The sequence below is a fragment of the Lentzea aerocolonigenes genome (genome assembly GCF_000955955.1).
GTDB lineage: Bacteria > Actinomycetota > Actinomycetes > Mycobacteriales > Pseudonocardiaceae > Lentzea > Lentzea aerocolonigenes_A.
The window spans coordinates 1-20,404 of the sequence record NZ_JYJG01000353.1; the positions used below are offsets into that span (position 1 = coordinate 1).

Here is a 20,404-nt window from a genome sequence, read left to right on the forward strand (position 1 = left end):
TCAACGCCGAGAAGGGCTTCGGCTTCATCGCGCCCGACGACGGCTCGGCAGACGTCTTCGTGCACTACTCGGAGATCCAGTCCAAGGGTTTCCGGTCGCTCGAGGAGAACCAGAAGGTCGAGTTCGAGGTCGGTCAGGGCCAGAAGGGGCCGCAGGCCCAGCAGGTCCGCCCGCTCTAAGCTTCGGCGCAGGTGAAGGCCACTCCAGGGCGCTGGGGTGGCCTTCCTCATGCCCGCTTGTGACGTAACGGTTGGCGGTCGCCGGTACTCTCAGTAACTCGTGTGGGCGTATCGACGCCCGCCGGAAGTCAGAGGAGTGACGTGGCAGCCACCGACGAGGCACGACGGCTGGCGCTGGTCGCGGCGAACGCAGCGGCCGACAAGAAGGCGCACGACGTGACGGTGCTCGACGTCTCCGACCAGCTCGTGATCACGGACGTGTTCGTGATCGCGTCCGCTCCGAACGAGCGGCAGGTCGGCGCGATCGTCGACAACATCGAGGAGAAGCTGCGGGAGGCCGGTACGAAGCCGGTGCGCCGCGAAGGGGCTCGCGAGGGCCGGTGGGTGCTGCTGGACTTCGTGGACGTCGTCGTGCACGTTCAGCACACGGAGGAGCGCAGCTTCTACGGCCTGGAGCGGCTGTGGAAGGACTGCCCGCGGATCGAGTTCGAAGCGGACGTCCCCGCCGACTCCACGGCTGAATGAGGTAGCGATGGCCCTGAGCCGGCTCGTGCTGTGGCGGCACGGTGAGACCGACTACAACGCGACAGGTCGTCTGCAGGGTCATCTGGACTCGGCGCTCACCGAGACCGGCTTGAACCAGGCCAGGTTCGCCGTGCCGGTGCTCGCCGGGTTCGAACCGGAGACCGTGGTCGCCTCCGACCTGCAACGTGCGCGCGACACGGCCCGGGTTTTCACCACATCGGCTGACGTTCCGCTGCGGATCGACGAGCGGCTGCGCGAGACGCACCTGGGCAAGTGGCAGGGGCTGAACCTGGCCGAGGTCGAGCAGGAGTGGCCGGGCGCGGTCACCGTCTGGCGCACCGACCCGACCTACACGCCGCCGGACGGGGAGTCGCGCGTCGAGGTGGCCGAGCGGGCCATCGAGGTCGTGCGCGAGGTGGACGCGGAGTTCTCCGGCACCGTCATGTTGTGCGCGCACGGGGGTCTGATCAGCGCGTTGACCGGCCGGTTGCTCGATCTGCCGGTGCAGACCTGGTCGCAGCTCGGTGGCATCTCGAACTGCCACTGGACCGTGTTCACGCGGCGCAACGACCGGTGGCGGCTGACGTCGTACAACGCGGGCACCACGCGTTGAGACTGCTCGTCCTCGGGGACTCGCTGTCGTTCTTCGGGCCTTCCGGGCCGTTACCCGCTGATCACCCGCGCTTGTGGCACAACATCTGCGCTGCTTCGCTGGGGGGTTCCGCCGAGTTGGCGGCTGGGTTCGGGTGGACTGCCCGGGATGCCTGGTGGGCGTTGACGGGGGACCCGCGGATCTGGTCGTTGCTGCCTTCCACGGACGTGCTGGTGTTCGCCGTGGGGAGCATGGACACGTTGCCCTCGCCGTTGCCCACCTACCTGCGTGAGGGGCTGCGTTATGTGCGGCCTGACTGGTTGCGGCGGTGGGTGCGTGCGCGTTACGCGGCTGCTCAACCGCTGTTGGCGCCGTACGCGCGCGCGTCGCTGCCTCCTGCGCTGACGGCGCGGTACCTGCGGGACATGTTGGTGTCGGTCCGCAATCTCCAGTACACGATGCCGGCGGTCGGGATCGTGCCGTCCGTGCATCGAGCGCCTACGTATGCGAACGCTCATCAGGGCCACGCGGCTGCGGTTGCGGCTGTGCGCGGGTGGGGCGCACGTGCGGGAGTGCCGTTGCTCGACCTGCCTTCGGTGATCGGGGAGCACGTGCGGTCCGGTGCCGGAAATCCGGACGGGATGCACTGGGGCTTCGAGGGGCACGAACTGGTGGGCAAGGCGATGGCGGCCCTGATCTCTTCCCAGGCTTGATCTCGTCCGTGGCGTTGAGTCCCTCGGAGGAGTGAGCCCCGTAGGCTCGTCGCTCGTGCGCATCACCATCGTCACCGACTCCACGGCATACCTGCCCGAGGGGTTCGCGAAGCGCCATTCGATCACCGTGGTGCCGCTGCACGTGGCGGTGGACGGTGCCGGACGCCTCGACGGCGTCGACTTCGGTCCTTTCGAGCTCGCCGGCGCGCTGGCCGAGCACCGCCGCGTGACCACGTCTCGTCCGACGCCGGGCGAGATGGCGGACGTGTACCGCGAAGCGTTGTCTTCTGCTGACGCGATCGTGTCGGTACATCTCTCTCGTGAGCTGTCCGGGACGTGGGAGGCCGCTCGGCTGGCTGCGGAGGAGATCGATCCTTCGCGGATCCGGGTTGTGGACTCGCGTTCGACGGGGATGGGCCTCGGGTTTTCCGTCTTGCGGGCGTGCGCGGCCGTTGCGGACGGGCGTTCGCACGCCGAAGTGGAGGAAGCGGCGTCGTCCGCTGCCGCTCAGACCCGGATGTTCTTCTGCCTCGAGACCCTGGAGCACCTGCGGCGGGGTGGCCGGATCGGTACGGCGGCGGCTCTGGTGGGGACCGCGCTGGCCGTGAAGCCGTTGCTGCACATGGACGACGGCCGGATCGTGCCGCTGGAGAAGGTGCGCACGATGAGCCGGGCGGTCGGCCGCTTGGTCGATCTGGCGGCGGCCGCGGCGGGCGACGGTCCGGTCGGCCTGGCCGTGCACCACCTGGCCGCTCCGGAACGGGCCGCCGAACTGGCCACTCGCCTCGACGAACGCCTGCCGGGCTCGACGGGGTGCGTCATCTCGGAAGTCGGCGCGGTGATCGGCGCGCACACGGGCCCAGGCGTGCTGGGCGTGGTGGTGCTGCCGGGAGGACCCGACATCCTCCCACACACCCCCGACAATTCCCCGCTCTCCAGCCCCGAGTGATCGCGACCTGTCCACAACCCGCGAGTAATCCACAGCCCCGCGCTCACCCCGGTCTCCCCACCCACCCCACTCCGTAGCGTCACCCCCATGCTCCCCCGCCCCCACCCTGCCGACAGCGCGAGCGAACGCCTGGCCGCCCTGGCCGAGAAGGTCCGCGCCGACCCGACCCTGGTCCACTCCCGCTCAGAAGACTCGGACGAGCACGGCACACCCCGCCGCCGCTTCCGCCTGCCCCGCCTCCCGCGCCGAGGCCTGCTGGCCCTGGGCATCGCCGTCGCCTGCACGGTCATCGGCCTGGGCAGCTGGTGGCGGAGCCCGGCGGCGGAACAGGCGCCGGACGTGGCGCTGGTGAGCACCACGGCCCCGGCTCCGGAGCTGGTCGTGAACGTGGTCGGCGAGGTGGCCACCCCAGGCCTCGTGACAGTGGCGTCAGGCGCGCGAGTGGCCGACGCCATCCGTCTGGCCGGCGGCCTGAAACCGGGTGCCGACCTCCACAACCTGAACCTGGCCCGCAAACTGACCGACGGCGAGCAGATAGCCGTCGGCATCCCGCCTCCAGCCGGTCCAGCCGCCGCCACCCCGTCCAAACTGGACCTGAACTCGGCCACGGCGTCCGAACTGGACTCCCTGCCCGGCGTGGGCCCCGTGACGGCTCAACGCATCGTCGACCACCGCACGCGCAAGGGCCCGTTCGCCTCAGTCGACCAACTCCGCGAGGTGGAGGGCATCGGCGACGCCAAGCTCGCCAAGCTGGCCGACCTGGTCCACACATGACCCTCGCCACCACGGCCGCGGCCCTCTACCTCCGTGCCAAGGCCCAACTCCACCACCTGACGCGCGCCTCTGCACCGCAGGCCGACCACAACCACCCGCGCAGCCCGATCGTTCTCGCTTTCCCGTTCCACGCCACCGGTGCCCAGAAGCGCCGCCGCCCTCGCCGTCCGCTGGCCACCGCGATCCGCCGCCTGCTGCCCGCCTACCCACCTGCGCCGCCCGGCCCGCTCCCACCGGCAGACCCGGCCCCGGCCTCGCTGCCGCCGCCGAGCTCGCTCGCACCACCGAAATCGTCCTGCCGCCTCTGCGCAGCGGACACCGTCTAGCCAGTACGTCCCACCGCGCAAGCCGACTCACACCAGCGGCCGGTCTCGGCCCGCTGCCATCGCTGAACGCAGTCGCTGCCCACTCACACCGCTCGGCCTCGGCGCCAAACATCCTGTCGCGCTTGGCCTGCCGCGCTTTCGTCTCGACCCCACACCTGGAGTCACCTCATGCGATCTGTCCGCATCACCCGCCGCACCACTTTCCAAGCCACTGCGTCCAGCCGCCCCCACTCCTGGGGCAGGCGTCCGCAACGTCCGAGTCGCGTCGACCTCACCTGGCACCAGCCCGAAGTCCGGCCGCCGCTGGTCAGCCCGCCCACCGCACTTGCTCACCTCACCGTGAACCCCAGGCCTCCCCGTCCACGCCAAGGAAGCCCAAGCGCTGATCCGAGGCCCCCTGCCGCACAGGGGAGGCACCTGTGGCCCGCAAACATCGGATAGCCCACGACTACCGCCTGGTCCCCGCGGCAGCGGCGGTGTGGGCGACCGCCGTCGCCGGCCTCTTCCTGAGCTGGCAGGCGGCTGTCCTCACCGGACTGGCGGCGGGAGCGATCGGCCTGGCTGCCTGGCGCCGGGCCTGGTGGACCAGGACGTGTGCGATAGCGCTCCTGATCTCCGGCCCGGTAGCCGCGGCCTGGGTGGGCAGCAACGTCTTCCGGGCCGAGACACATCCACTTCGCCTGGCTGCCGACGAAGGCCGTTCCACCACCGTGACCGCGGAACTCACCACCAGACCCAAAGGCATCCGAGCCGCGGGCTTCGGCGGTCACCAGTCGGGCGTCGACCACGTGGTCATCACCGCGACCGCCGACGGTGCCCGCCTGGTCCTGCTGGCTCCGGCCGACCGGTGGCGAAACCTGTTGCCAGGCCAGCAGGTCACGGCCAAGGGCACGCTGGCGCCACCTCGAGGCGGCGATCTGACGTCGGCACTGCTGAGGGTTCGCGGCCCGCCGATCGATCCACAGCCGGCACCACCGTGGCAACGCTGGGCGGACCACCTCCGCGACGGCCTGAGGGATGCCAGCGCGGAGCTCGATGACGAGGAGGCCGGGCTCCTGCCCGCGCTGGTGGTGGGCGACACCGACCACATGGTGCCGCGCATCGTCGACGAGTTCCGCACCGCCGGCCTCTCGCACCTGCTGGCGGTGAGTGGCGCGAACCTCGCCATCGTGTGCGGCGCGGTCTATCTGCTGGCCACGCGACTCCGAACCGGTCCGCGAACTGCGGCAGCGGCCGCGATGACGGCGCTCGTGGGGTTCGTGGTGCTGGCCGGTCCGGAGCCGAGCGTTCTGCGGGCGGCGGTGATGGGCGCGGTGACGCTGCTGGCTTTGGTGCTGGGCCGAAGACGGTCCACGTTGCCGAGCATCGCAGCCGCCGTGATCGTCCTGGTGCTCGTCGATCCGGCACTCGGCGGCGATCCGGGTTTCGCGCTGTCCGTCGTGGCGACGTCGGCGTTGGTCCTGGTGGCGCCGAAGTGGTCGAGAGCGCTGAAGGACCGCGGCGTGCCGAACGGCTTGGCCGAGGCGATCGTCGTGCCCACGGCCGCAAGCCTGGCGACGGCTCCGCTGGTCGCCGGACTGTCCGGTCAGGTGAGCCTCGTGTCGATCGTCGCCAACCTGGTCGCCGGGCCGGTGGTCGCACCGGCAACGGTCCTGGGCGTGGTGGCGGCAGCCGTCGCGCCGCTGTACCGGCCGGCCGCCGAACTGGTCGTGCACGTCGCGGGACCGGCGGTCACCTGGTTGATCCAGGTCGGCCGGCAAGCGGCGACCGTGCCCGGTGCGTCGGTCAGCTGGCCGCAGGGCTGGCTCGGAGCGGTCGCACTGACCGGAGCTGTGGCAGCGGTGGTGTTGTTGCTGCGGTTCAGGAAGACGCGGACGTTGGTCGTCGCGGTGCTCGTCGGCGGGTTCGTCGTGCTGGTGCCGATGCAGGTCGTGGCACCGGCCTGGCCACCGGACGGCTGGAAGGTCGTCGCGTGCGACGTGGGCCAAGGCGACGCGCTCGTGCTGGCGACCGACGAGGCCGACAGAGCGGTCGTGGTGGACACCGGGCCCGATCCCGGCGCTGTCGACCGTTGCCTGAAGACGCTGGGAATCAAGAGGATTCCGCTCCTCGTGCTGACCCACCTGCACGCGGACCACGTACAGGGCCTGCCCGCGGTGCTCACCGGGCGTGCGGTCGGCGCCGTCGCGGTGGGTCCGCTCAAGCAGCCCGACTGGGCGTGGAAAGAGGTCAACAAGCAGGCCCGCAGTCACGGCGTGCGGGTCGTGGAACCCAAGGCAGGCGAACGGTTCGCCTGGCCAGGACTGGAAGTGGAGGTGCTGGGGCCAAGACGGCCGCCGACAGCGGACGACACGAACACGACGGTCAACGACTACTCGCTCGTGCTCAGGGCGATCACGCGAGCCGGCCGCGTGCTGCTCACCGGTGACGTCGAACTGGCGGGCCAGTCGGCCTTGCTGGGGGAGCGGGACCTGAAGGCCGACGTGCTCAAGGTGCCGCACCACGGTTCGCGGTACTCGTTGCCCGCGTTCCTCAAAGCCGCACAACCACGAATCGCGCTGGTCAGCGTGGGCACGGGCAACCGCTACGGCCACCCCAGCGAGCACGTGCTCGACCTGCTGAGGGCAGGCGGCGCGGTGGTGTTGCGCACGGACAAGGACGGCGACCTGGCAGTGCTGCCGGGAAACCGAATAGTGAGAAGGAGAAGAAGATGGTCTGGATCAGGCTCTACCACGCGCGCTACCCGGTCCCCGGCGGCACGCCCGGCCTCGCGTGGGCGTTGTGGCAGACGAACTACACGGCGGCGCCATGGCCGCACGACGAGCTGAAACCCGATTTCGGTTACTACATCTGCGAAACACTCGACGACGGCACCCGCGCGCTCACCTACCGGGCGACGACCACACACGTGCTGCCGCCCACCAAGGCGGCCAAGCCGGAGGAGGCCTATGACCTCGTCTCGGAGCACGTGTTCGACGACGGCCTGCGGATCGCGCCGCACGACTGGCACGACTACCACTACAACGTGCTCAAGGCGGAAGCGCCGTGGCCCCAACAGGTTGTCGCCTGGCGGGCGAAGGTGGAGCCGTTCGGGCCGCACGTGATGGATGGCCTGCAACGGTTCCCGCGCACGGGCTGGCTGCAGACGGAGGCGATTTCCCTCTGACACAACGCGTTCTGTGCTCATGGAGGCTGTCATGCCGAACGGCGAAGTAATCCGCCCGGTCGAACACGATCGCCGAGTCGCCACCATCGCAGCGCATGACTTTCGATGACTGCGTCGCCGGACAAGTAGTCCGCCAGCCCCGCAGTGCGTCAGGACAACGCGGTCCGGGGACGCGTGCAGTGTCCCCGGACCGGAAGGAAGTGCAGGAAGGAGGTGACTAGGCCAGTGCCTTGATGACGGCCTCGGCCGACGGTGGCACCGTCGCGCGCGGGCCGATCGTGTCGCCGAGCGCGTCGAGGGTCTTCAGGCCGTCGCCGGTGATCAGCAGCACGGTCTCGGCGTCCGGGTCGAGCTTGCCGGCCTCGATCAGCTTCTTCGCCGTCGCCACGGTCACGCCGCCGGCGGTCTCGGCGAAGATGCCCTCGGTGCGGGCGAGGAGCTTGATGCCCTCGACGACCTCTTCGTCGGTCACGTCCTCGATGGCGCCGTTGGTGCGGCGGACCGCGTCGAGCACGTAGGGGCCGTCGGCCGGGGCACCGATCGCCAGTGAACGGGCGATGGTGTCCGGGCGGACCGGGCGGATGACGTCGTGGCCTTCCTTGTACGCGGCGGACACGGGCGAGCAGCCGGTGGCCTGCGCGCCGAAGACGCGGTACGGGGTGGCTTCGACCAGGTCGAGCTGACCGAGTTCGCGGAACGCCTTGTCGACCTTGGTGAGCTGAGAGCCGGAGGCGATCGGCACGACGATCTGGTCGGGCAGGCGCCAGCCGAGCTGTTCGGCGACCTCGTAGCCGAGGGTCTTCGAGCCCTCCGCGTAGTACGGGCGGACGTTGACGTTCACGAACGCCCAGTCCTCGTGCTCCGCGGCGAGTTCCTGGGCCAGGCGGTTCACGTCGTCGTAGTTGCCGTCGACGGCGATCAGAGCGCCTTCGTAGACGGCGCTCATCAGGATCTTGGCGCGCTCGAGATTGGAGGGAACGAGAACCACCGACTGCCAGCCCGCGCGGGCGGCGGCCGCGGCGACGGCGTTGGCCAGGTTGCCGGTCGACGGGCAGGCCAGGACCTTGAAGCCGAGCTCGCGGGCGGCGGCGAGTGCCACGCCGACCACGCGGTCCTTGAAGGAGTGGGTGGGGTTGCCGGTGTCGTCCTTCACCCAGACCTTGCGGACGCCCAGGGCCTTGGCGAGGTTGTGGGCCTCGACCAGGCGGGTGCCGCCGGGATCGGTGTTCGGGTGCTGTTCCACAGTGGACGGAACGGGGAGAAGGCCGCGGTAGCGCCAGATCGACCTGGGGCCGGCTTCGATGTCCTCGCGCCGGATCTTGCCGAAGTCGTAGGCCACTTCCAGCGGCCCGAAACACTCCAGACAGGCGTACTCAGGAGCGAGAGGGGTTTCATTGCCACATTCCCGGCACAGCAGTGCGCGGGCGGGGCCGAGGTCGAACTTGGTGCCCGTGGGCACGGAGACAGCAGTCATCGCGAGGTATCTCCTCATCTTTCCCGCGAAATCGAACGGGTCGGAATTGGCACCGTGATCGTCTGCGCGTGCACTGGTGCACTGCGCTGACGCCGGTTGCCGGGGCTTCTTCGGGCCGGTCCCTCTGCCCCTCTGGATGAGCGGTGTTCAGTTGTGGCCACCAAGCTACGGCAACAGTCCGTTGCTCAGCCACAGACGTCCACGATCCGGGACGTGGGAGGATGCGGAGCGTGAGCGCACCGGAGTCACTGCACCTCGTCGTCGGCGAGGAGGAGTTGCTGGTCGAACGTGCTGTTCGGGCGGCTCTCGAGGCTGCCCGCAAGGTCGATCCGACCGCCGATCTGACCCGTGTGCAGGTGACTGATCTCACGCCTCCTGAGCTGGCTGAGCTGGTGAGTCCGTCGCTGTTCGCGGAGGGGCGCGTGATCGTCCTGCAGAACGCGCAGGACATCGGCAAGGAGGTCGCCGACACGGTGCTCTCCTACGTCAAGGCGCCCGCGGACGGGGTGACGCTCGTCGTCCTGCACACGGGCGGTGGTCGCAGCAAGGCGGCCAAGGACCTGCCAGGACAACTGAAGAAGGCCGGTGCCGCGGTCACCGAGTGCGCCAAGATCACCAAGCCCGCTGAGCGCGAGTCGTTCGTGCGCAACGAGGTGCGGCAGGCGGGCGGCAAGATCGACCCAGAGGCCGTCGCCACGCTCATCGACGCCGTGGGCACGAACCTGCGCGAGCTCTCGGCGGCGGCGTCGCAGCTGGTCTCCGACACCGACGGCAAGGTGACGGTCGACGAGATCCGCCGCTACCACCAGGGCAAGGCCGAGGTGACCGGGTTCGCGGTCGCCGAGAAGGCCGTGACCGGTGACCGGGCGGGTGCGATGGAGGCGTTGCGCTGGGCCATGCAGCTCGGTGTGCCGCACGTGCTGGTCGCGGACGCGTTGGCGGACGCGGTGCGCACGGTCGCGCGGGTGTCCGCGGTGGGCCGGGCCGACCCGTTCAGCCTGGCCGGCCCGCTCGGCATGCCGCCGTGGAAGATCAAGAAGGCGCAGGCCCAGGCCCGCGGCTGGGACCAGTCCGGTCTCGCCGACGCGATGCAGGTGGTCGCGGGGCTCAACGCCGACGTGAAGGGTGTGGCGGCGGACGCCGACTACGCGCTCGAACGTGCGGTGCTCAAGATCGTCGCGTCGCACGGCCGCCGCTGACTCAACGCGGAACCCCGATCAGGTACTGGGCTCCCGTGAAGCCCGGCACGACGCCGATCTTCCACGTGAACGTTTCGGTGCCGGAGAGGCCATCGACCATCCGTTGCAGTTCCGCGCGCCCGTACATGCGCAGGAACGACACGACGCTGTCGAAGAACATCATGAACGGCAGCACCGGCACCAGATAGGTCAGCACCAGCCGCAGCAGGTAGCGGGGGAGCGGATTGCGCTGGAACGGCGCGGAGATCAGCACCATCAGCGTCGTCAGGAACGGGAACAGCAGCGGGTAGACGAACGACCGCTTGGTGTCGACGACGACCATCGGCTGCCGGGTGTCGACGGCGTTCTGCAGCATTCGAACAGCAAGCGCGGGCGGGAAGTGGTGGAAGGCGCCGTAGATCGTCCGCGTGCCTTCGAGAGCGCAGTCGGTCGCGTCGACGGACGACGACTCGTAGTCCACCGAGCAACAATCGGGAAGCACTCGGGCGTTCGCGGCCTGAACCCGTTGGAACGCGCGGACATTCGGCACCAGGTCGGTCAGCGTGACCTGGGTGTGCACGCCCTCGCGGTGCAGTCTGCGCTGAATCAACGGCACCGGGCCGCCCGAGCCGGCGCAGAGGTCGACGATCCGATGCGAGGCACCAAGGCGCAGGGCGAGGGACAACGGCACCGAGTACTCCCGTGCGGCATCCGTCAGCCTGTAGATGAACGCGATGGACTCGGTGTGGAGTGTGCGCAATACGGGCGGTGTGCGGTCGAGGTCGTGCAGCTCCACGAAGTCAATGCGCGGCAGGGATTCCATGGCTCTTATGCCTACTGGTCAACCGCACCGGCAGTCCATCCGCCGGAAAGGGCAGACCACGGCGGTTCCACGGCATCTCGTAACCGGCCTCGACGGACCACTCGAAGCGCTCCAGCAGCTGGTGCATCACCGCGTCGACCACCATGCCGGCGAAGTGCATCCCGATGCACTTGTGCACCCCGCCGCCGAACGGGATCCACGCGTACCGGTGCACCTTGTCCTCGGCGCGCGATTCGCTGAACCGCAACGGGTCGAACGCCAGCGGGTTCGTCCACAGCTCGTGCATGTGGTGGTTGAACTGCGGGATGGTCTGGACGTACGTGCCCACGGCGAGTGGATGCCCCAGAACAGAAGTCGGCCGCACCACGCGCCGGACCAGGTGCGGCAACGGCGGGGCGAGCCGCAGCACCTCCTTGCGCACCAACTCCACCGCGGCACCGTCCTCACGACACCGCTGCTGCCACGAAGGGTTCTGGCCGAGGTAGTAGATCATCGTCGACAACGTGATGGTCGACGTGTCCCGCGCGGCCAGCAGCAACAGGATCATGTGGTTGACCACGTCCGCGCCGGTGAACTGGTCGCCTTCGTCGGTCGCGGCCTCGCAGAGCATGCTGAGCACGTTGTCGGCAGGTCCGCCCGAAGCGCGCCGCGACGCCACCCACGCGCCGAAGATCGTCTCCAGGTGCCGCCGGGCCGCCAGCCCACGAGACCAGCTCAGGCCGGGCGCGCGGAAGCGCACGATCCCCGTCGAGGCGCGCAGACACGCCTCGAACAGCCGGTTCACCTCGTCGGCCTCAGCGCCGAGCCCCGAGCCGGTGAGCACCTCGGACGTCAGGTTGAAGACCATCTCGCGCACCGCCGGATACACCTTGAACTGGGCGTTGACCGGCCACGACGCCAGCTCGCGGGGGATCGCCGGTGTCATCCGAGCGCGATAGGCGGACAGTCGCGCGGGCAGGAACGCCTGCTGCATGATCCGCCGGTGGTGCAGGTGCTCGTCGAAGTCGAGCAGCAGCAGGCCGCGGTGGAAGAACGGTCCGATGAACCTCTCCCAGCCACCGCCGTTGGAGAAGGCTTTGTCCCGGTTGAGCAGCACTTCCTCGGTGGCGTCCGGGCCGAGCGCGACGGTCATCCGCACCCCGAACATCGGCACGGAAGACACCGCGCCGAACCGGTCGTAGCGGTCGCGCGCCCAGTCCACCGGGCTGCGCATGTACGCGATCGTCTCGCCGAGGACGGGCAGCTTCATGCTCGAACGCTGTCACCTGCGCCGCGAAGCAACCACGGACAAAGCGAAAGGGTTCCACTTCCCGGAGGAAGTGGAACCCTTTCAGAAGCTCTTGCGAGAGCCTGAAGCGAAAACTCAGCCCTCGAGGGAGTTCGCGCGCAGGGCCATCGCCGACTTCTTGTTGGCGGCCTGGTTGGCGTGGATGACGCCCTTGGTGGCGGCCTTGTCGAGCTTGCGGGACGCGTCCTGCAGCAGCTCCAGGGCCTTCGCCTTGTCACCGGCCTCGGCAGCCTCGCGGAACTTGCGGATGGCCGTCTTCAGGGACGACTTGACCGACTTGTTGCGAAGGCGAGCCTTCTCGTTGGTCTTGATCCGCTTGAGCTGGGACTTGATGTTCGCCATGCGACATCACCCTTCTTGTCGAAACCGGAGTTCGTGACGCGCTTGGTCGGCACCAGCCTGAGCTGGCTCTCCTCCACGGCGGAGTGCCGCGCGTTCACGACGACGAAGGATATCAGGCCAGCTCAGCGCACCGTGAACGCGGCCTTCTCCGCACCCACCACGGCCTCGTAACCACCACGTGCGACCTCACGCCGCCCGTCGCCGTCCACGTCGCCCACGGTCAGCGCGAGCTGCGAGAGCTTGAACGACACCTCGACCTGCTTCGACTGTCCCGCAGCGAGTTCCACGCGGGTGAAGCCCACCAGACGAGCGTCCGGCGTCAACACCGGCGAGGCGGGCTGGCGGACGTAGACAGGCACCACGACCGTGCCCGCACGCCCACCGGTGTTCGCCACCGTGAACTTCACCACGCCGTTGTGACGATCAACCGCGACCGAAGTACCCGAAGTGGTGAACGACGTGTACGAGAGCCCGTGCCCGAACGGATACAGCGCGTCGTACTTGGCCCCGGCCGAGGTGTTCGCCCCCGGCAGCTGGTCGTAGGTCAGCGTCGGGTCACCCAGAGCACGAGGCCACGACACCGACAGCTTGCCGCTCGGGTTCACCGCGCCGAACAGGACGTCGGCGATGCCCCGGCCACCCTCGCTACCCGGCAACCAGCCCGCGACCAGCGCGTTCGCGTCGGCAGCACCACCCAGCACCTGAGGACGAGCCGTCAGCAGCACCACGACCACCGGTTTGCCGGTCGCCTGCACCGAGTCGACCCACGCCTGCTGGTCAGCCGTCAAAATCGGGTTCTCCGTGTCGGCAGGACCCTCCGCACCGGGCTTCTCACCCAGGACGACGACGACCGCGTCCGCACCGGCAGCCTCGGAAACAGCAGCCGCAGGCGTCGCAGCGTGCACGACGGACGCACCAGGAGCGGCCTCGCGAATACCGGTCAGCACGGTCGCGGTCGGCGGCAACGGCGAGTCGTCCGGCACGCCCTGCCACTCGACGGTCCAGCCACCGAGCTGACGGCGCACGTCATCGGCGGTCTCACCGGTCACGACGATCTTCTTCGCGGCAGACGACAACGGCAGCACACCGTCGTTCTTCAGCAGCACGGCGCTCTCAGCGGCAGCACGACGAGCCAGGTCCCGGTCGGCGTTCACGACGTTGGCGTCGGCTTTGGAAGCATCGACGTAGGGCTTCTCGAACAGCCCCAGGTCGAACTTGAGCTTCAGAACACGCCGCACCGCCTGGTCGATCCGCCCGCGCGACACCGATCCATCACGCACGTTCGCCAGCAGCAACGAGGTGAACTCGGCCGCGTTCGACGGCTCCATCGCCATGTCCACACCGGCGTTGACGCTCATCGCGATCGCTGTCTTGTAGTCCGGCGCGACCTTGTGCCGGTCCACCAGGTACCTCATGTCCTGCCAGTCCGAGACCGCGACGCCCTTGAAGCCCATGCGCTCACGCAGTTGCTTCTGCAGCATGTACTTCGACGCGTGCACAGGCACGCCGTTCAAAGACCCGGAGTTGATCATCACCGTGCGCACACCCGCGTCGAACTGCGCCTGGAACGACGGCAGCACCACGTCCTGCAGCTGACGGATCGGAATCTGCGCCGCCGCGCGGTCGTGCCCGTTCGCCGGCGCCGAGTAGCCCGCGAAGTGCTTGGCCGTCGCGGTCAGCTGAGCCGTGTCGTCCACATGCGACTGCTGCCCGCGCACGTTCGCCGCGGCCATCTGCCCGGCGAGGAACGAGTCCTCGCTGTAGGTCTCGTAGTAGCGCCCCCACCGCGTGTCGCGCGCGATGTCCGACACCGGCGCGAAGTTCCAGAACACGCCCGTCGACCGCAACGCCTTCGACGCGGACACACCGATCTGCTCCGACAGCGCGGGGTCCCACGTCGCGCCGAGCCCGATCTGGTGCGGGAACATCGTCGCGGAGATGACGTTGTTGTGCCCGTGCACGCCGTCCGCGCCGTAGATGACCGGGATCTTCAACCGGTTGTTCTCCAACGCATAGCGCTGGATCGCGTTGTTCATCTCGGCCCACGCACGCGGCGTGTTGTCGACCGGCGCGTCACCACCACCGGACAGGATCGAGCCGGTGTGCGCGTCGGCGAGCACCGCCTTCAGGCACGAGTCCACCAACGGCCCGTTGCCGTTGTTGCAGTCACCGCGCAGCTTGCCCACGCGGATCTGCAGCATCTGCCCGATCTTCTCCTCGAGCGTCATTCTCCGGAGCAGGTCCTCGACCCGGCGCTCCGACGACGCCCGAGCGTCCAGATAGATCTCCTTGCCCGCCGCCAGACCACCGGCCGGTGTCAGCGACGCCATCACCACAGCAACGCCCAGCACGCCGAAACCGGCGCGCTTGCGGGAAAACAAAGACAAGACTCCTCCACGTTCCCGTGCGCCCGCCGCACACGATCGCCTGGAGGAGTCGGACGAGAACACCCCCGAACGGAGGAACTCCGTGAGAGCGATTTCATGCTGGTGAAACGCCTGTTCAGCCGCCTGCGCTGAAACAGGGAATGATGCCCGGCATGACATTGCCCGCACTCCCAGAAGAGTTCCAGCGCGTGCTCTGCGTCGTCGCGCACCCCGACGACATGGAGTACGGCCTGTCCTCCGCCGTCGCCCGCTGGACCGCGAACGGCATCGAGGTCGGCTACCTCCTGCTCACCCGCGGCGAAGCCGGCATGCCGAACCCTCCAGAAGAGACGGCACGCCTGAGACTCGCCGAACAACAGGCCGCCTGCGCCGCGGTCGGCGTCGAGCAGCTGACCGTCCTCGACCACCCGGACGGCGTCCTCGTGTACGGCCTGGACCTGCGCCGGGACATCTGCCGCGAGATCCGCCGGTTCAAGCCCGACGTGGTGCTCGGCAGCAACTTCGACGTCGACACCCCGCACGGTTTCGAACAGGCCGATCACCGCGCGGCCGGGCTCGCGACCCTCGACGCGATCAGAGACGCGGGCAACCGGTGGATCTTCCCGGAGCAGGTCGACGAGGACCTCGAACCGCACTCCCCGCGCTGGTACCTGGTCCCGGGGTTCGGCGGTCCGACCCACGGCGTCGACGTGTCGGGGGAGCCGCTGCGCCGCGGCGTGGCCTCGCTGGAGGCACACGCCGCGTACCTGGCCGCGATCCCCGGTCACCCCGCCCCCGCGGACTTCATCCCGGCGATCGCCGCGATGGGCGGGCAGGCCATGGGCGTCGAGCACGCGGTGCTGTTCCGCGCCCGTGACCTGCACGCACGACCAGAGTTCTAGTCCGGGTCGGGGTTCTTCGGGGGCCTGCCGCGGCGAGGCATCTTCTTCGCCTCGCCCGGCAGCCGGCCCGCCTCCGCCAGCGCACGCCGCAGCAGGAACTCGATCTGCGCGTTGGTGCTGCGCAACTCGTCGTTCGCCCACCTGCTCAACGCGTCGTGCACGGCCGGATCGAGCCTGAGCAGAACGCTCTTCCGCTCAGCCATCAGGTGTAGAGCGAACCGGCGTTCACCACGGGCTGAGTGGAACGGTCACCGCACAGGACGACGAGCAGGTTCGAGACCATCGCCGCCTTGCGTTCCTCGTCGAGCTCGACGACGTCCTGCTCGGCGAGCCGCTGCAACGCGAGCTCGACCATGCCGACGGCGCCCTCGACGATCCGGGTCCGTGCCGCCACGACCGCAGAAGCCTGCTGCCGCTGCAACATGGCCTGGGCGATCTCCGGCGCGTACGCGAGGTGCGTGAGCCGGGACTCGATCACCTTCACACCCGCGGCCTGCACCCGTGCCGAAATCTCGATCGCCAGCGTCTCGGTGATCTCGTCGGCGTTCTCCCGCAACGAAAGGCCGACCTCTTCGTGGCTGTCGTACGGGTAGCTCGTCGCGATGTGCCGTACGGCGGTCTCCGTCTGGATGCCCACGAACCGCACGAAGTCGTCCACTTCGAACCGTGCGCGCGCAGTGTCCTCCACGTGCCACACGACGACGGCGGCGATCTCGATCGGGTTGCCGTCCGCGTCGTTGACCTTCAAGGTCTGCGTCTCGTGGTTGCGGATCCGGGTCGAGATCTTCTCCCGAGTGGTGAACGGGTTCGCCCACCGCAGACCGTCCGTGCGCACCGTCCCCACGTAGCGGCCGAGGAACTGCAGCACGCGCGCCTCACCGGGCGCGACCGTGAACAGGCCCTTCATGATCAGCGACGCCGCGAACAGCACCAGCACCCCGGCGATCAGGATTCCCGGCGCCGGGTCCGTGCCGTTGTCCGCGGCGTCCATGACTCCCGTGACGAGCACCCACACACCCACCGCGTACACCACCAGTCCTGCGAAGAACATCGGTAGACCGGGCAGCTCCCGTGCGTGCCTCTCACGCACAGCGGGCGCCGGCATGTGCACCGTCGTGTCGACCATCTTCAGACCCCCTGTCGAAGTACTAGCTAAGTGATATCACTTTTCCCGGGTGATCGCCAGCTAGGCTGATCCACATGAGGGCGAAGAAGCAGCGCGTAGCCGCGTACGGGGTGTGCATCAACGAGAACGACGAGATCTTGTTAGCGCGCTGGCTCGGCCCCAACGGCAAGATGTGGATCCTCCCCGGCGGCGGCATCGACCACGGCGAGCACCCGCACGACGCGGTCATCCGGGAGTACATGGAGGAGACCGGGTTCGAGATCGAGGTGCTGCGGCTGCTCGGCATCGACTCGGAGTTCCGCGAGGAGCAGGACCGCGACTACCACGCCCTGCGGATCATGTACGAGGTCCGGATCACCGGCGGTGAACTCCGCTACGAGGTCGACGGCACGACCGACCTCGCCCAGTGGTTCCCGCTCGCAGACATCGGACAACTGGAACGCGTCGCCTCGCTCGATACGGCCCTTGGTCTGTATCGAACTACTCCACCTGCCGGGATCTTGCGGTAACTTAGGTCTACCGCCGCCAACTGCCCACAACGGAGTTGGCGAATGATCCGATCACTGGCCGCCGTCGGCGCGGCCACCCTGCTGTCTTCCTTCGTCCACGCGCCTGCCTTCGCGGCGATTGTCAGCGTGTCGAGCGCGTCCTCCCTGCAAGCCGCGATCGACTCGGCGCGTCCCGGTCAACGCCTCGTGCTCGCCGACGGCGTGCACGTGGCCGAGCCAATCAAGATCACCAGGTCCGGCATCACCGTCGCCGCGCAGACAGTTGGCGGCACGGTGTTCACGAGCGGTGGCTTCCAGCTCGGCAACGTCCAGCACGTCACCATCGAGGGCTTCGTCTTCGACGGCACGAGCTCGCTGGACGTGCCGGCCGAGGCGCAGGCCACCCGCATCACCCGCAACACGTACAACGGCAACAAGAGCGGCGCCTCGCTCAGCGTGAGCGCCGACGACGTCGAGATCGACCACAACACGTTCTCGAACCGCACCAACGAGGGCGTGTACCTGCAGATCACCGGCCCTGGCAGCGACATCGCCAAGCGGTCGCACATCCACCACAACTACTTCTACAACCACCAGTTCTCCGGGGCGAACGGCGGCGAGTCGATCCGGCTCGGCTACAGCCACAAGCAGTCGAAGTCCGCGAACGCGATCGTCGAGTACAACCTCTTCGAGAAGGCGGACGGCGACTCCGAGGCCATCTCCGTCAAGTCCTCGGACAACACCATCCGCTACAACACGATCCGCAACAGCAAGGGCTACATCGTCCTGCGCCACGGCAACCGCTCCACGGTCGAGGGCAACCTGCTGTTCAACAGCGGCATCCGGTTCCACGGCAACGACCACAAGATCTACAACAACTACGTGGAGAACACCCGCGACCGCGCGATGGTGTTCGGCTCCGGCAGCGAGGCGGACAGCGGCCCGACCTCCAAGGAACACGACAGGCCGGACCGCGTGACGGTCGCCTTCAACACGCTCATCGGCACGGGCGCGGTCGTCGACAGCGACGGCGGCAACTTCAAGCCGAAGGACTGCGTGCTCGCGAACAACATCATCAAGGGCTCGTCCGGTGGTGTCGTCTCCATGCACAGCGGTTCGGTCGTGAAGTACGAGGGCAACGTCATCTGGGGTGGCACCGGCGGCAGCATGCCGTCGTCCGGCTACAAGTCCGTGGACCCGAAGCTCGTGAAGGACGCCAACGGGCTGTTCCGCCTCACGTCCGGTAGCCCTGCCATCGACGCGTCGGTGGGCACCTACTCCTACGTGACGCGCGACTTCGACCCGCAGGCACGCTCCGGCAAGCCTGATGTCGGTGCGGACGAGTACACCTCGTCCGCGTTGCGCAAGCCGCTGACCAAGGCAGATGTCGGTCCGTCGGCGCCGTAGCCCCTGAGGGCAGACATCGGATCCATCCCTGCAGGACGGGGCAAGTGGCCTCTGCGGAACTGCCTCGTCCGCAGGAACTCCTCAGTACTTTCGGTCCACCGCTGCCGAAATGCCACCACAGGAGTTGGCGAATGATCCGATCACTAGCCGTCGTGGGTGCGGCTGCCCTGCTGTCTTCGCTGGTTCAGACGCCCGCGGACGCCGCGGTCGTGAGCGTGCCGAACGTCGCGGCCCTGCAAGCCGCGATCAACAAGGCCCGGTCCGGTCAGCGCATCGTGCTCGCGGACGGCGTGCACCGCGCGGACAAGCCGATCAAGATCACCAAGTCGAGGATCACCATCGCGGCCAGGCACGCCGGCCGCGCGGTGCTCAGCGCCGGGAGCTTCGAGTTCGGCGCGGTTCGCCGCGTGACCGTCGAAGGCTTCGTCTTCTCCGGCACCAGCACCCTGGCGGTGCCGGCCGAGGCTGCCGGGACGCGCATCACCCGCACCACGTTCAACGGTGACAAGGACGGCGCCTCTCTCACGGTGAGCGCCGACGACGTCGAGGTCGACCACAACACGTTCTCGAACCGCACCAACGAGGGCGTGTACCTGCAGATCACCGGTCCAGACGGCAAGATCGCCCAACGGACGAAGGTCCACCACAACTACTTCTACAACCACAGCTACAGCGGGTTGAACGGCGGCGAGTCGATCCGGCTCGGCTACAGCTACAAGCAACAGCTCTCCGCCAACGCCGTCATCGAGAACAACCTGTTCGAGAAGGCGAACGGCGACCCCGAGGCGATCTCGGTGAAGTCCTCGGACAACACGATCCGCTTCAACACGATCCGGGACAGCAAGGGCTACATCGTCCTGCGCCACGGCAACCGCTCCACGGTCGAGGGCAACCTGCTCTTCGGCAGCGGCATCAGGTTCCACGGGAACGACCACAAGGTGTTCAACAACTACGTGGAGAACTCGGGTGACCGGGCGCTCGTGTTCGGCAAGGGCTCCGAGACCGACAGCGGCCCCACCTCGAAGCTGCACGACCGGCCGGACCGCGTGACCGTCGCGTTCAACACCCTGATCGGGACGGGCGCCGTGGTCGACAGCGACACCGGCACCTACGCACCCAAGGACTGCGTGTTCGCGAACAACGTCATCAAGGGTTCGTCGTCGAAGTTCATCGAGATGATGAGCGGCTCGACGGTGAAGTACGAGGGCAACATCGTGTGGGGTGGCACCGCCGGCATCTCGTCGGGCTACCGCTCGGTCGACCCGAAGCTGGTGCGCGACACGAACGGTCTGCTGCGTCTTGCGTCCGGGAGCCCGGCGATCGAGAGCTCCGCGGGTACGTACTCGTACGTCACGAAGGACTTCGACTCGCAGTCCCGCGTCGGCAAGCCTGATGTGGGGTCGGACGAGTACAGCTCGTCGGCTGTGCGGAAGCCGCTGACGCCGTCGGATGTCGGGGTCTCCGCACCCTGAGTCGGGCATTTGTCCTGGTGGCCGCACGTTTCGCGGCTACCAGGACCCCCCGATTTGGAGATCGAAACACCCCCGTGTAATGTTCTCCATGTCAGAGCGACACGGGCCGGAAATCAAAACCGGAACGGGCCTGGCAAAAGCCGAAGACAAAGAAGCCTCTGAGAGGCCGATTTGACACCGGCCAGGAACACCAAATAAGCTTCAGCAACACAAGCCCCGAGTGAAACTCTCCGGAAACGGAGATCGGATCCGGTGAGCGCGTGTTCTTTGAGAACTCAACAGCGTGCCGAAACACAGCCAGTAATATATGAATT

General features: G+C 68.2%; 21 protein-coding genes and 1 riboswitch. Of the genes, 14 read left to right on the forward strand and 7 right to left on the reverse strand.

The genetic code is table 11. From position 1 onward, the window contains the following. From UK23_RS37395 to UK23_RS52205, 9 genes are all read left to right on the forward strand, one after another. The coding region (locus UK23_RS37395) for a cold-shock protein (RefSeq protein ID WP_063778154.1) at nucleotides 1–179 on the forward strand (179 nt) is incomplete at its 5' end. Nucleotides 180–320: 141 nt separating this feature from the next. Further along, complete coding sequence (gene rsfS, locus UK23_RS37400) at nucleotides 321–704, forward strand: ribosome silencing factor (protein WP_045316502.1); 384 nt, start codon at nucleotides 321–323, stop codon at nucleotides 702–704. Between the two features lie 7 nt (nucleotides 705–711). Continuing rightward, nucleotides 712–1,317: a histidine phosphatase family protein gene (locus tag UK23_RS37405; protein ID WP_045316503.1), complete on the forward strand. Its 606-nt coding sequence runs from the start codon at nucleotides 712–714 to the stop codon at nucleotides 1,315–1,317. Beyond that, nucleotides 1,314–2,009 (forward strand): diglucosylglycerate octanoyltransferase, encoded by a 696-nt coding sequence (gene octT, locus UK23_RS37410; RefSeq protein ID WP_045316517.1) that lies wholly within the window; start codon nucleotides 1,314–1,316, stop codon nucleotides 2,007–2,009. The genes UK23_RS37405 and octT overlap by 4 nt, the downstream gene beginning before the upstream one ends. A 55-nt stretch (nucleotides 2,010–2,064) precedes the next feature. Continuing rightward, nucleotides 2,065–2,958, forward strand: coding sequence for a DegV family protein (locus UK23_RS37415; RefSeq protein ID WP_045316504.1), 894 nt, complete (start codon nucleotides 2,065–2,067; stop codon nucleotides 2,956–2,958). A gap of 87 nt (nucleotides 2,959–3,045) precedes the next feature. Further along, entirely contained in the window at nucleotides 3,046–3,732 is a 687-nt protein-coding gene (locus tag UK23_RS37420) for a ComEA family DNA-binding protein (protein ID WP_082115290.1), read from the forward strand. Next, nucleotides 3,729–4,058: a hypothetical protein gene (locus UK23_RS37425; protein ID WP_045316505.1), complete on the forward strand. Its 330-nt coding sequence runs from the start codon at nucleotides 3,729–3,731 to the stop codon at nucleotides 4,056–4,058. The genes UK23_RS37420 and UK23_RS37425 overlap by 4 nt, the downstream gene beginning before the upstream one ends. Nucleotides 4,059–4,477: 419 nt before the next feature. Continuing rightward, nucleotides 4,478–6,886: a ComEC/Rec2 family competence protein gene (locus UK23_RS37430; RefSeq protein ID WP_045316506.1), complete on the forward strand. Its 2,409-nt coding sequence runs from the start codon at nucleotides 4,478–4,480 to the stop codon at nucleotides 6,884–6,886. Further along, on the forward strand, nucleotides 6,769–7,224 hold the full coding sequence (locus UK23_RS52205) for a hypothetical protein (protein WP_156213680.1): 456 nt from the start codon (nucleotides 6,769–6,771) through the stop codon (nucleotides 7,222–7,224). Before UK23_RS37430 ends, UK23_RS52205 begins: the two co-directional genes overlap by 118 nt. Before the next feature lie 217 nt (nucleotides 7,225–7,441). Here UK23_RS52205 and thrC read toward each other — a convergent pair whose 3' ends face one another. Next, nucleotides 7,442–8,698 carry a threonine synthase gene (thrC, locus tag UK23_RS37435; RefSeq protein ID WP_045316507.1) on the reverse strand — a complete coding sequence of 419 codons (1,257 nt, stop codon included), beginning with the start codon at nucleotides 8,696–8,698 and terminating at the stop codon, nucleotides 7,442–7,444. 11 nt (nucleotides 8,699–8,709) lie between these two features. Further along, nucleotides 8,710–8,841, reverse strand: a riboswitch (SAM riboswitch). A 78-nt stretch (nucleotides 8,842–8,919) separates the two neighbouring features. On the opposite strand from thrC, the gene holA reads away from it, so the two are divergent. Continuing rightward, on the forward strand, nucleotides 8,920–9,897 hold the full coding sequence (gene holA / locus UK23_RS37440; RefSeq protein WP_045316508.1) for a DNA polymerase III subunit delta: 978 nt from the start codon (nucleotides 8,920–8,922) through the stop codon (nucleotides 9,895–9,897). Nucleotide 9,898: 1 nt separating this feature from the next. Here holA and UK23_RS37445 read toward each other — a convergent pair whose 3' ends face one another. The 4 genes from UK23_RS37445 to UK23_RS37460 all read right to left on the reverse strand — a co-directional run bounded on the left by UK23_RS37445 (nucleotide 9,899) and on the right by UK23_RS37460 (nucleotide 14,716). Beyond that, nucleotides 9,899–10,699 (reverse strand): class I SAM-dependent methyltransferase, encoded by an 801-nt coding sequence (locus tag UK23_RS37445; RefSeq protein ID WP_045316509.1) that lies wholly within the window; start codon nucleotides 10,697–10,699, stop codon nucleotides 9,899–9,901. Further along, nucleotides 10,677–11,948, reverse strand: coding sequence for a cytochrome P450 (locus UK23_RS37450; protein WP_045316510.1), 1,272 nt, complete (start codon nucleotides 11,946–11,948; stop codon nucleotides 10,677–10,679). The genes UK23_RS37445 and UK23_RS37450 overlap by 23 nt, the downstream gene beginning before the upstream one ends. 114 nt (nucleotides 11,949–12,062) lie before the next feature. Next, nucleotides 12,063–12,329, reverse strand: a complete 267-nt coding sequence (gene rpsT / locus UK23_RS37455; RefSeq protein WP_030479455.1) for a 30S ribosomal protein S20 — start codon at nucleotides 12,327–12,329, stop codon at nucleotides 12,063–12,065. A gap of 122 nt (nucleotides 12,330–12,451) precedes the next feature. Continuing rightward, nucleotides 12,452–14,716: a beta-glucosidase gene (locus UK23_RS37460; RefSeq protein ID WP_063778155.1), complete on the reverse strand. Its 2,265-nt coding sequence runs from the start codon at nucleotides 14,714–14,716 to the stop codon at nucleotides 12,452–12,454. Nucleotides 14,717–14,859: 143 nt separating this feature from the next. Here UK23_RS37460 and UK23_RS37465 point away from each other — a divergent pair, with 143 nt between their 5' ends. Further along, on the forward strand, nucleotides 14,860–15,597 hold the full coding sequence (locus UK23_RS37465) for a PIG-L deacetylase family protein (protein WP_045316520.1): 738 nt from the start codon (nucleotides 14,860–14,862) through the stop codon (nucleotides 15,595–15,597). Here UK23_RS37465 and UK23_RS37470 read toward each other — a convergent pair. Next, nucleotides 15,594–15,800 carry a hypothetical protein gene (locus UK23_RS37470; protein WP_045316511.1) on the reverse strand — a complete coding sequence of 69 codons (207 nt, stop codon included), beginning with the start codon at nucleotides 15,798–15,800 and terminating at the stop codon, nucleotides 15,594–15,596. The two genes, UK23_RS37465 and UK23_RS37470, sit on opposite strands and share 4 nt — an antisense overlap. Next, on the reverse strand, nucleotides 15,800–16,723 hold the full coding sequence (locus tag UK23_RS37475) for an SPFH domain-containing protein (RefSeq protein WP_045316512.1): 924 nt from the start codon (nucleotides 16,721–16,723) through the stop codon (nucleotides 15,800–15,802). Before UK23_RS37475 ends, UK23_RS37470 begins: the two co-directional genes overlap by 1 nt. A 74-nt stretch (nucleotides 16,724–16,797) precedes the next feature. Between UK23_RS37475 and UK23_RS37480 the strand changes: the two genes are divergently transcribed. From UK23_RS37480 to UK23_RS37490, 3 genes are all read left to right on the forward strand, one after another. Continuing rightward, nucleotides 16,798–17,232, forward strand: a complete 435-nt coding sequence (locus UK23_RS37480; RefSeq protein ID WP_045316513.1) for an NUDIX hydrolase — start codon at nucleotides 16,798–16,800, stop codon at nucleotides 17,230–17,232. A gap of 42 nt (nucleotides 17,233–17,274) precedes the next feature. Continuing rightward, nucleotides 17,275–18,618: a polysaccharide lyase 6 family protein gene (locus UK23_RS37485; protein WP_045316514.1), complete on the forward strand. Its 1,344-nt coding sequence runs from the start codon at nucleotides 17,275–17,277 to the stop codon at nucleotides 18,616–18,618. A 131-nt stretch (nucleotides 18,619–18,749) separates the two neighbouring features. Next, entirely contained in the window at nucleotides 18,750–20,090 is a 1,341-nt protein-coding gene (locus tag UK23_RS37490; RefSeq protein ID WP_045316515.1) for a polysaccharide lyase 6 family protein, read from the forward strand. The last annotated feature ends 314 nt before the right edge of the window (nucleotides 20,091–20,404 follow it).

Excerpts from the sequence above, each read along its gene's own strand:
- UK23_RS37405 (WP_045316503.1), top strand. The coding sequence starts at position 712 with ATGGCCCTGAGCCGGCTCGTGCTGTGGCGGCACGGTGAGACCGACTAC.
- UK23_RS37420 (WP_082115290.1), top strand. The coding sequence starts at position 3,046 with ATGCTCCCCCGCCCCCACCCTGCCGACAGCGCGAGCGAACGCCTGGCC.
- UK23_RS37425 (WP_045316505.1), top strand. The coding sequence starts at position 3,729 with ATGACCCTCGCCACCACGGCCGCGGCCCTCTACCTCCGTGCCAAGGCC.
- UK23_RS52205 (WP_156213680.1), top strand. The coding sequence starts at position 6,769 with ATGGTCTGGATCAGGCTCTACCACGCGCGCTACCCGGTCCCCGGCGGC.
- thrC (WP_045316507.1), bottom strand. The coding sequence starts at position 8,698 with ATGACTGCTGTCTCCGTGCCCACGGGCACCAAGTTCGACCTCGGCCCC.
- holA (WP_045316508.1), top strand. The coding sequence starts at position 8,920 with ATGCGGAGCGTGAGCGCACCGGAGTCACTGCACCTCGTCGTCGGCGAG.
- UK23_RS37445 (WP_045316509.1), bottom strand. The coding sequence starts at position 10,699 with ATGGAATCCCTGCCGCGCATTGACTTCGTGGAGCTGCACGACCTCGAC.
- UK23_RS37450 (WP_045316510.1), bottom strand. The coding sequence starts at position 11,948 with ATGAAGCTGCCCGTCCTCGGCGAGACGATCGCGTACATGCGCAGCCCG.
- rpsT (WP_030479455.1), bottom strand. The coding sequence starts at position 12,329 with ATGGCGAACATCAAGTCCCAGCTCAAGCGGATCAAGACCAACGAGAAG.
- UK23_RS37465 (WP_045316520.1), top strand. The coding sequence starts at position 14,860 with ATGCCCGGCATGACATTGCCCGCACTCCCAGAAGAGTTCCAGCGCGTG.
- UK23_RS37470 (WP_045316511.1), bottom strand. The coding sequence starts at position 15,800 with ATGGCTGAGCGGAAGAGCGTTCTGCTCAGGCTCGATCCGGCCGTGCAC.
- UK23_RS37475 (WP_045316512.1), bottom strand. The coding sequence starts at position 16,723 with ATGGTCGACACGACGGTGCACATGCCGGCGCCCGCTGTGCGTGAGAGG.
- UK23_RS37480 (WP_045316513.1), top strand. The coding sequence starts at position 16,798 with ATGAGGGCGAAGAAGCAGCGCGTAGCCGCGTACGGGGTGTGCATCAAC.
- UK23_RS37485 (WP_045316514.1), top strand. The coding sequence starts at position 17,275 with ATGATCCGATCACTGGCCGCCGTCGGCGCGGCCACCCTGCTGTCTTCC.
- UK23_RS37490 (WP_045316515.1), top strand. The coding sequence starts at position 18,750 with ATGATCCGATCACTAGCCGTCGTGGGTGCGGCTGCCCTGCTGTCTTCG.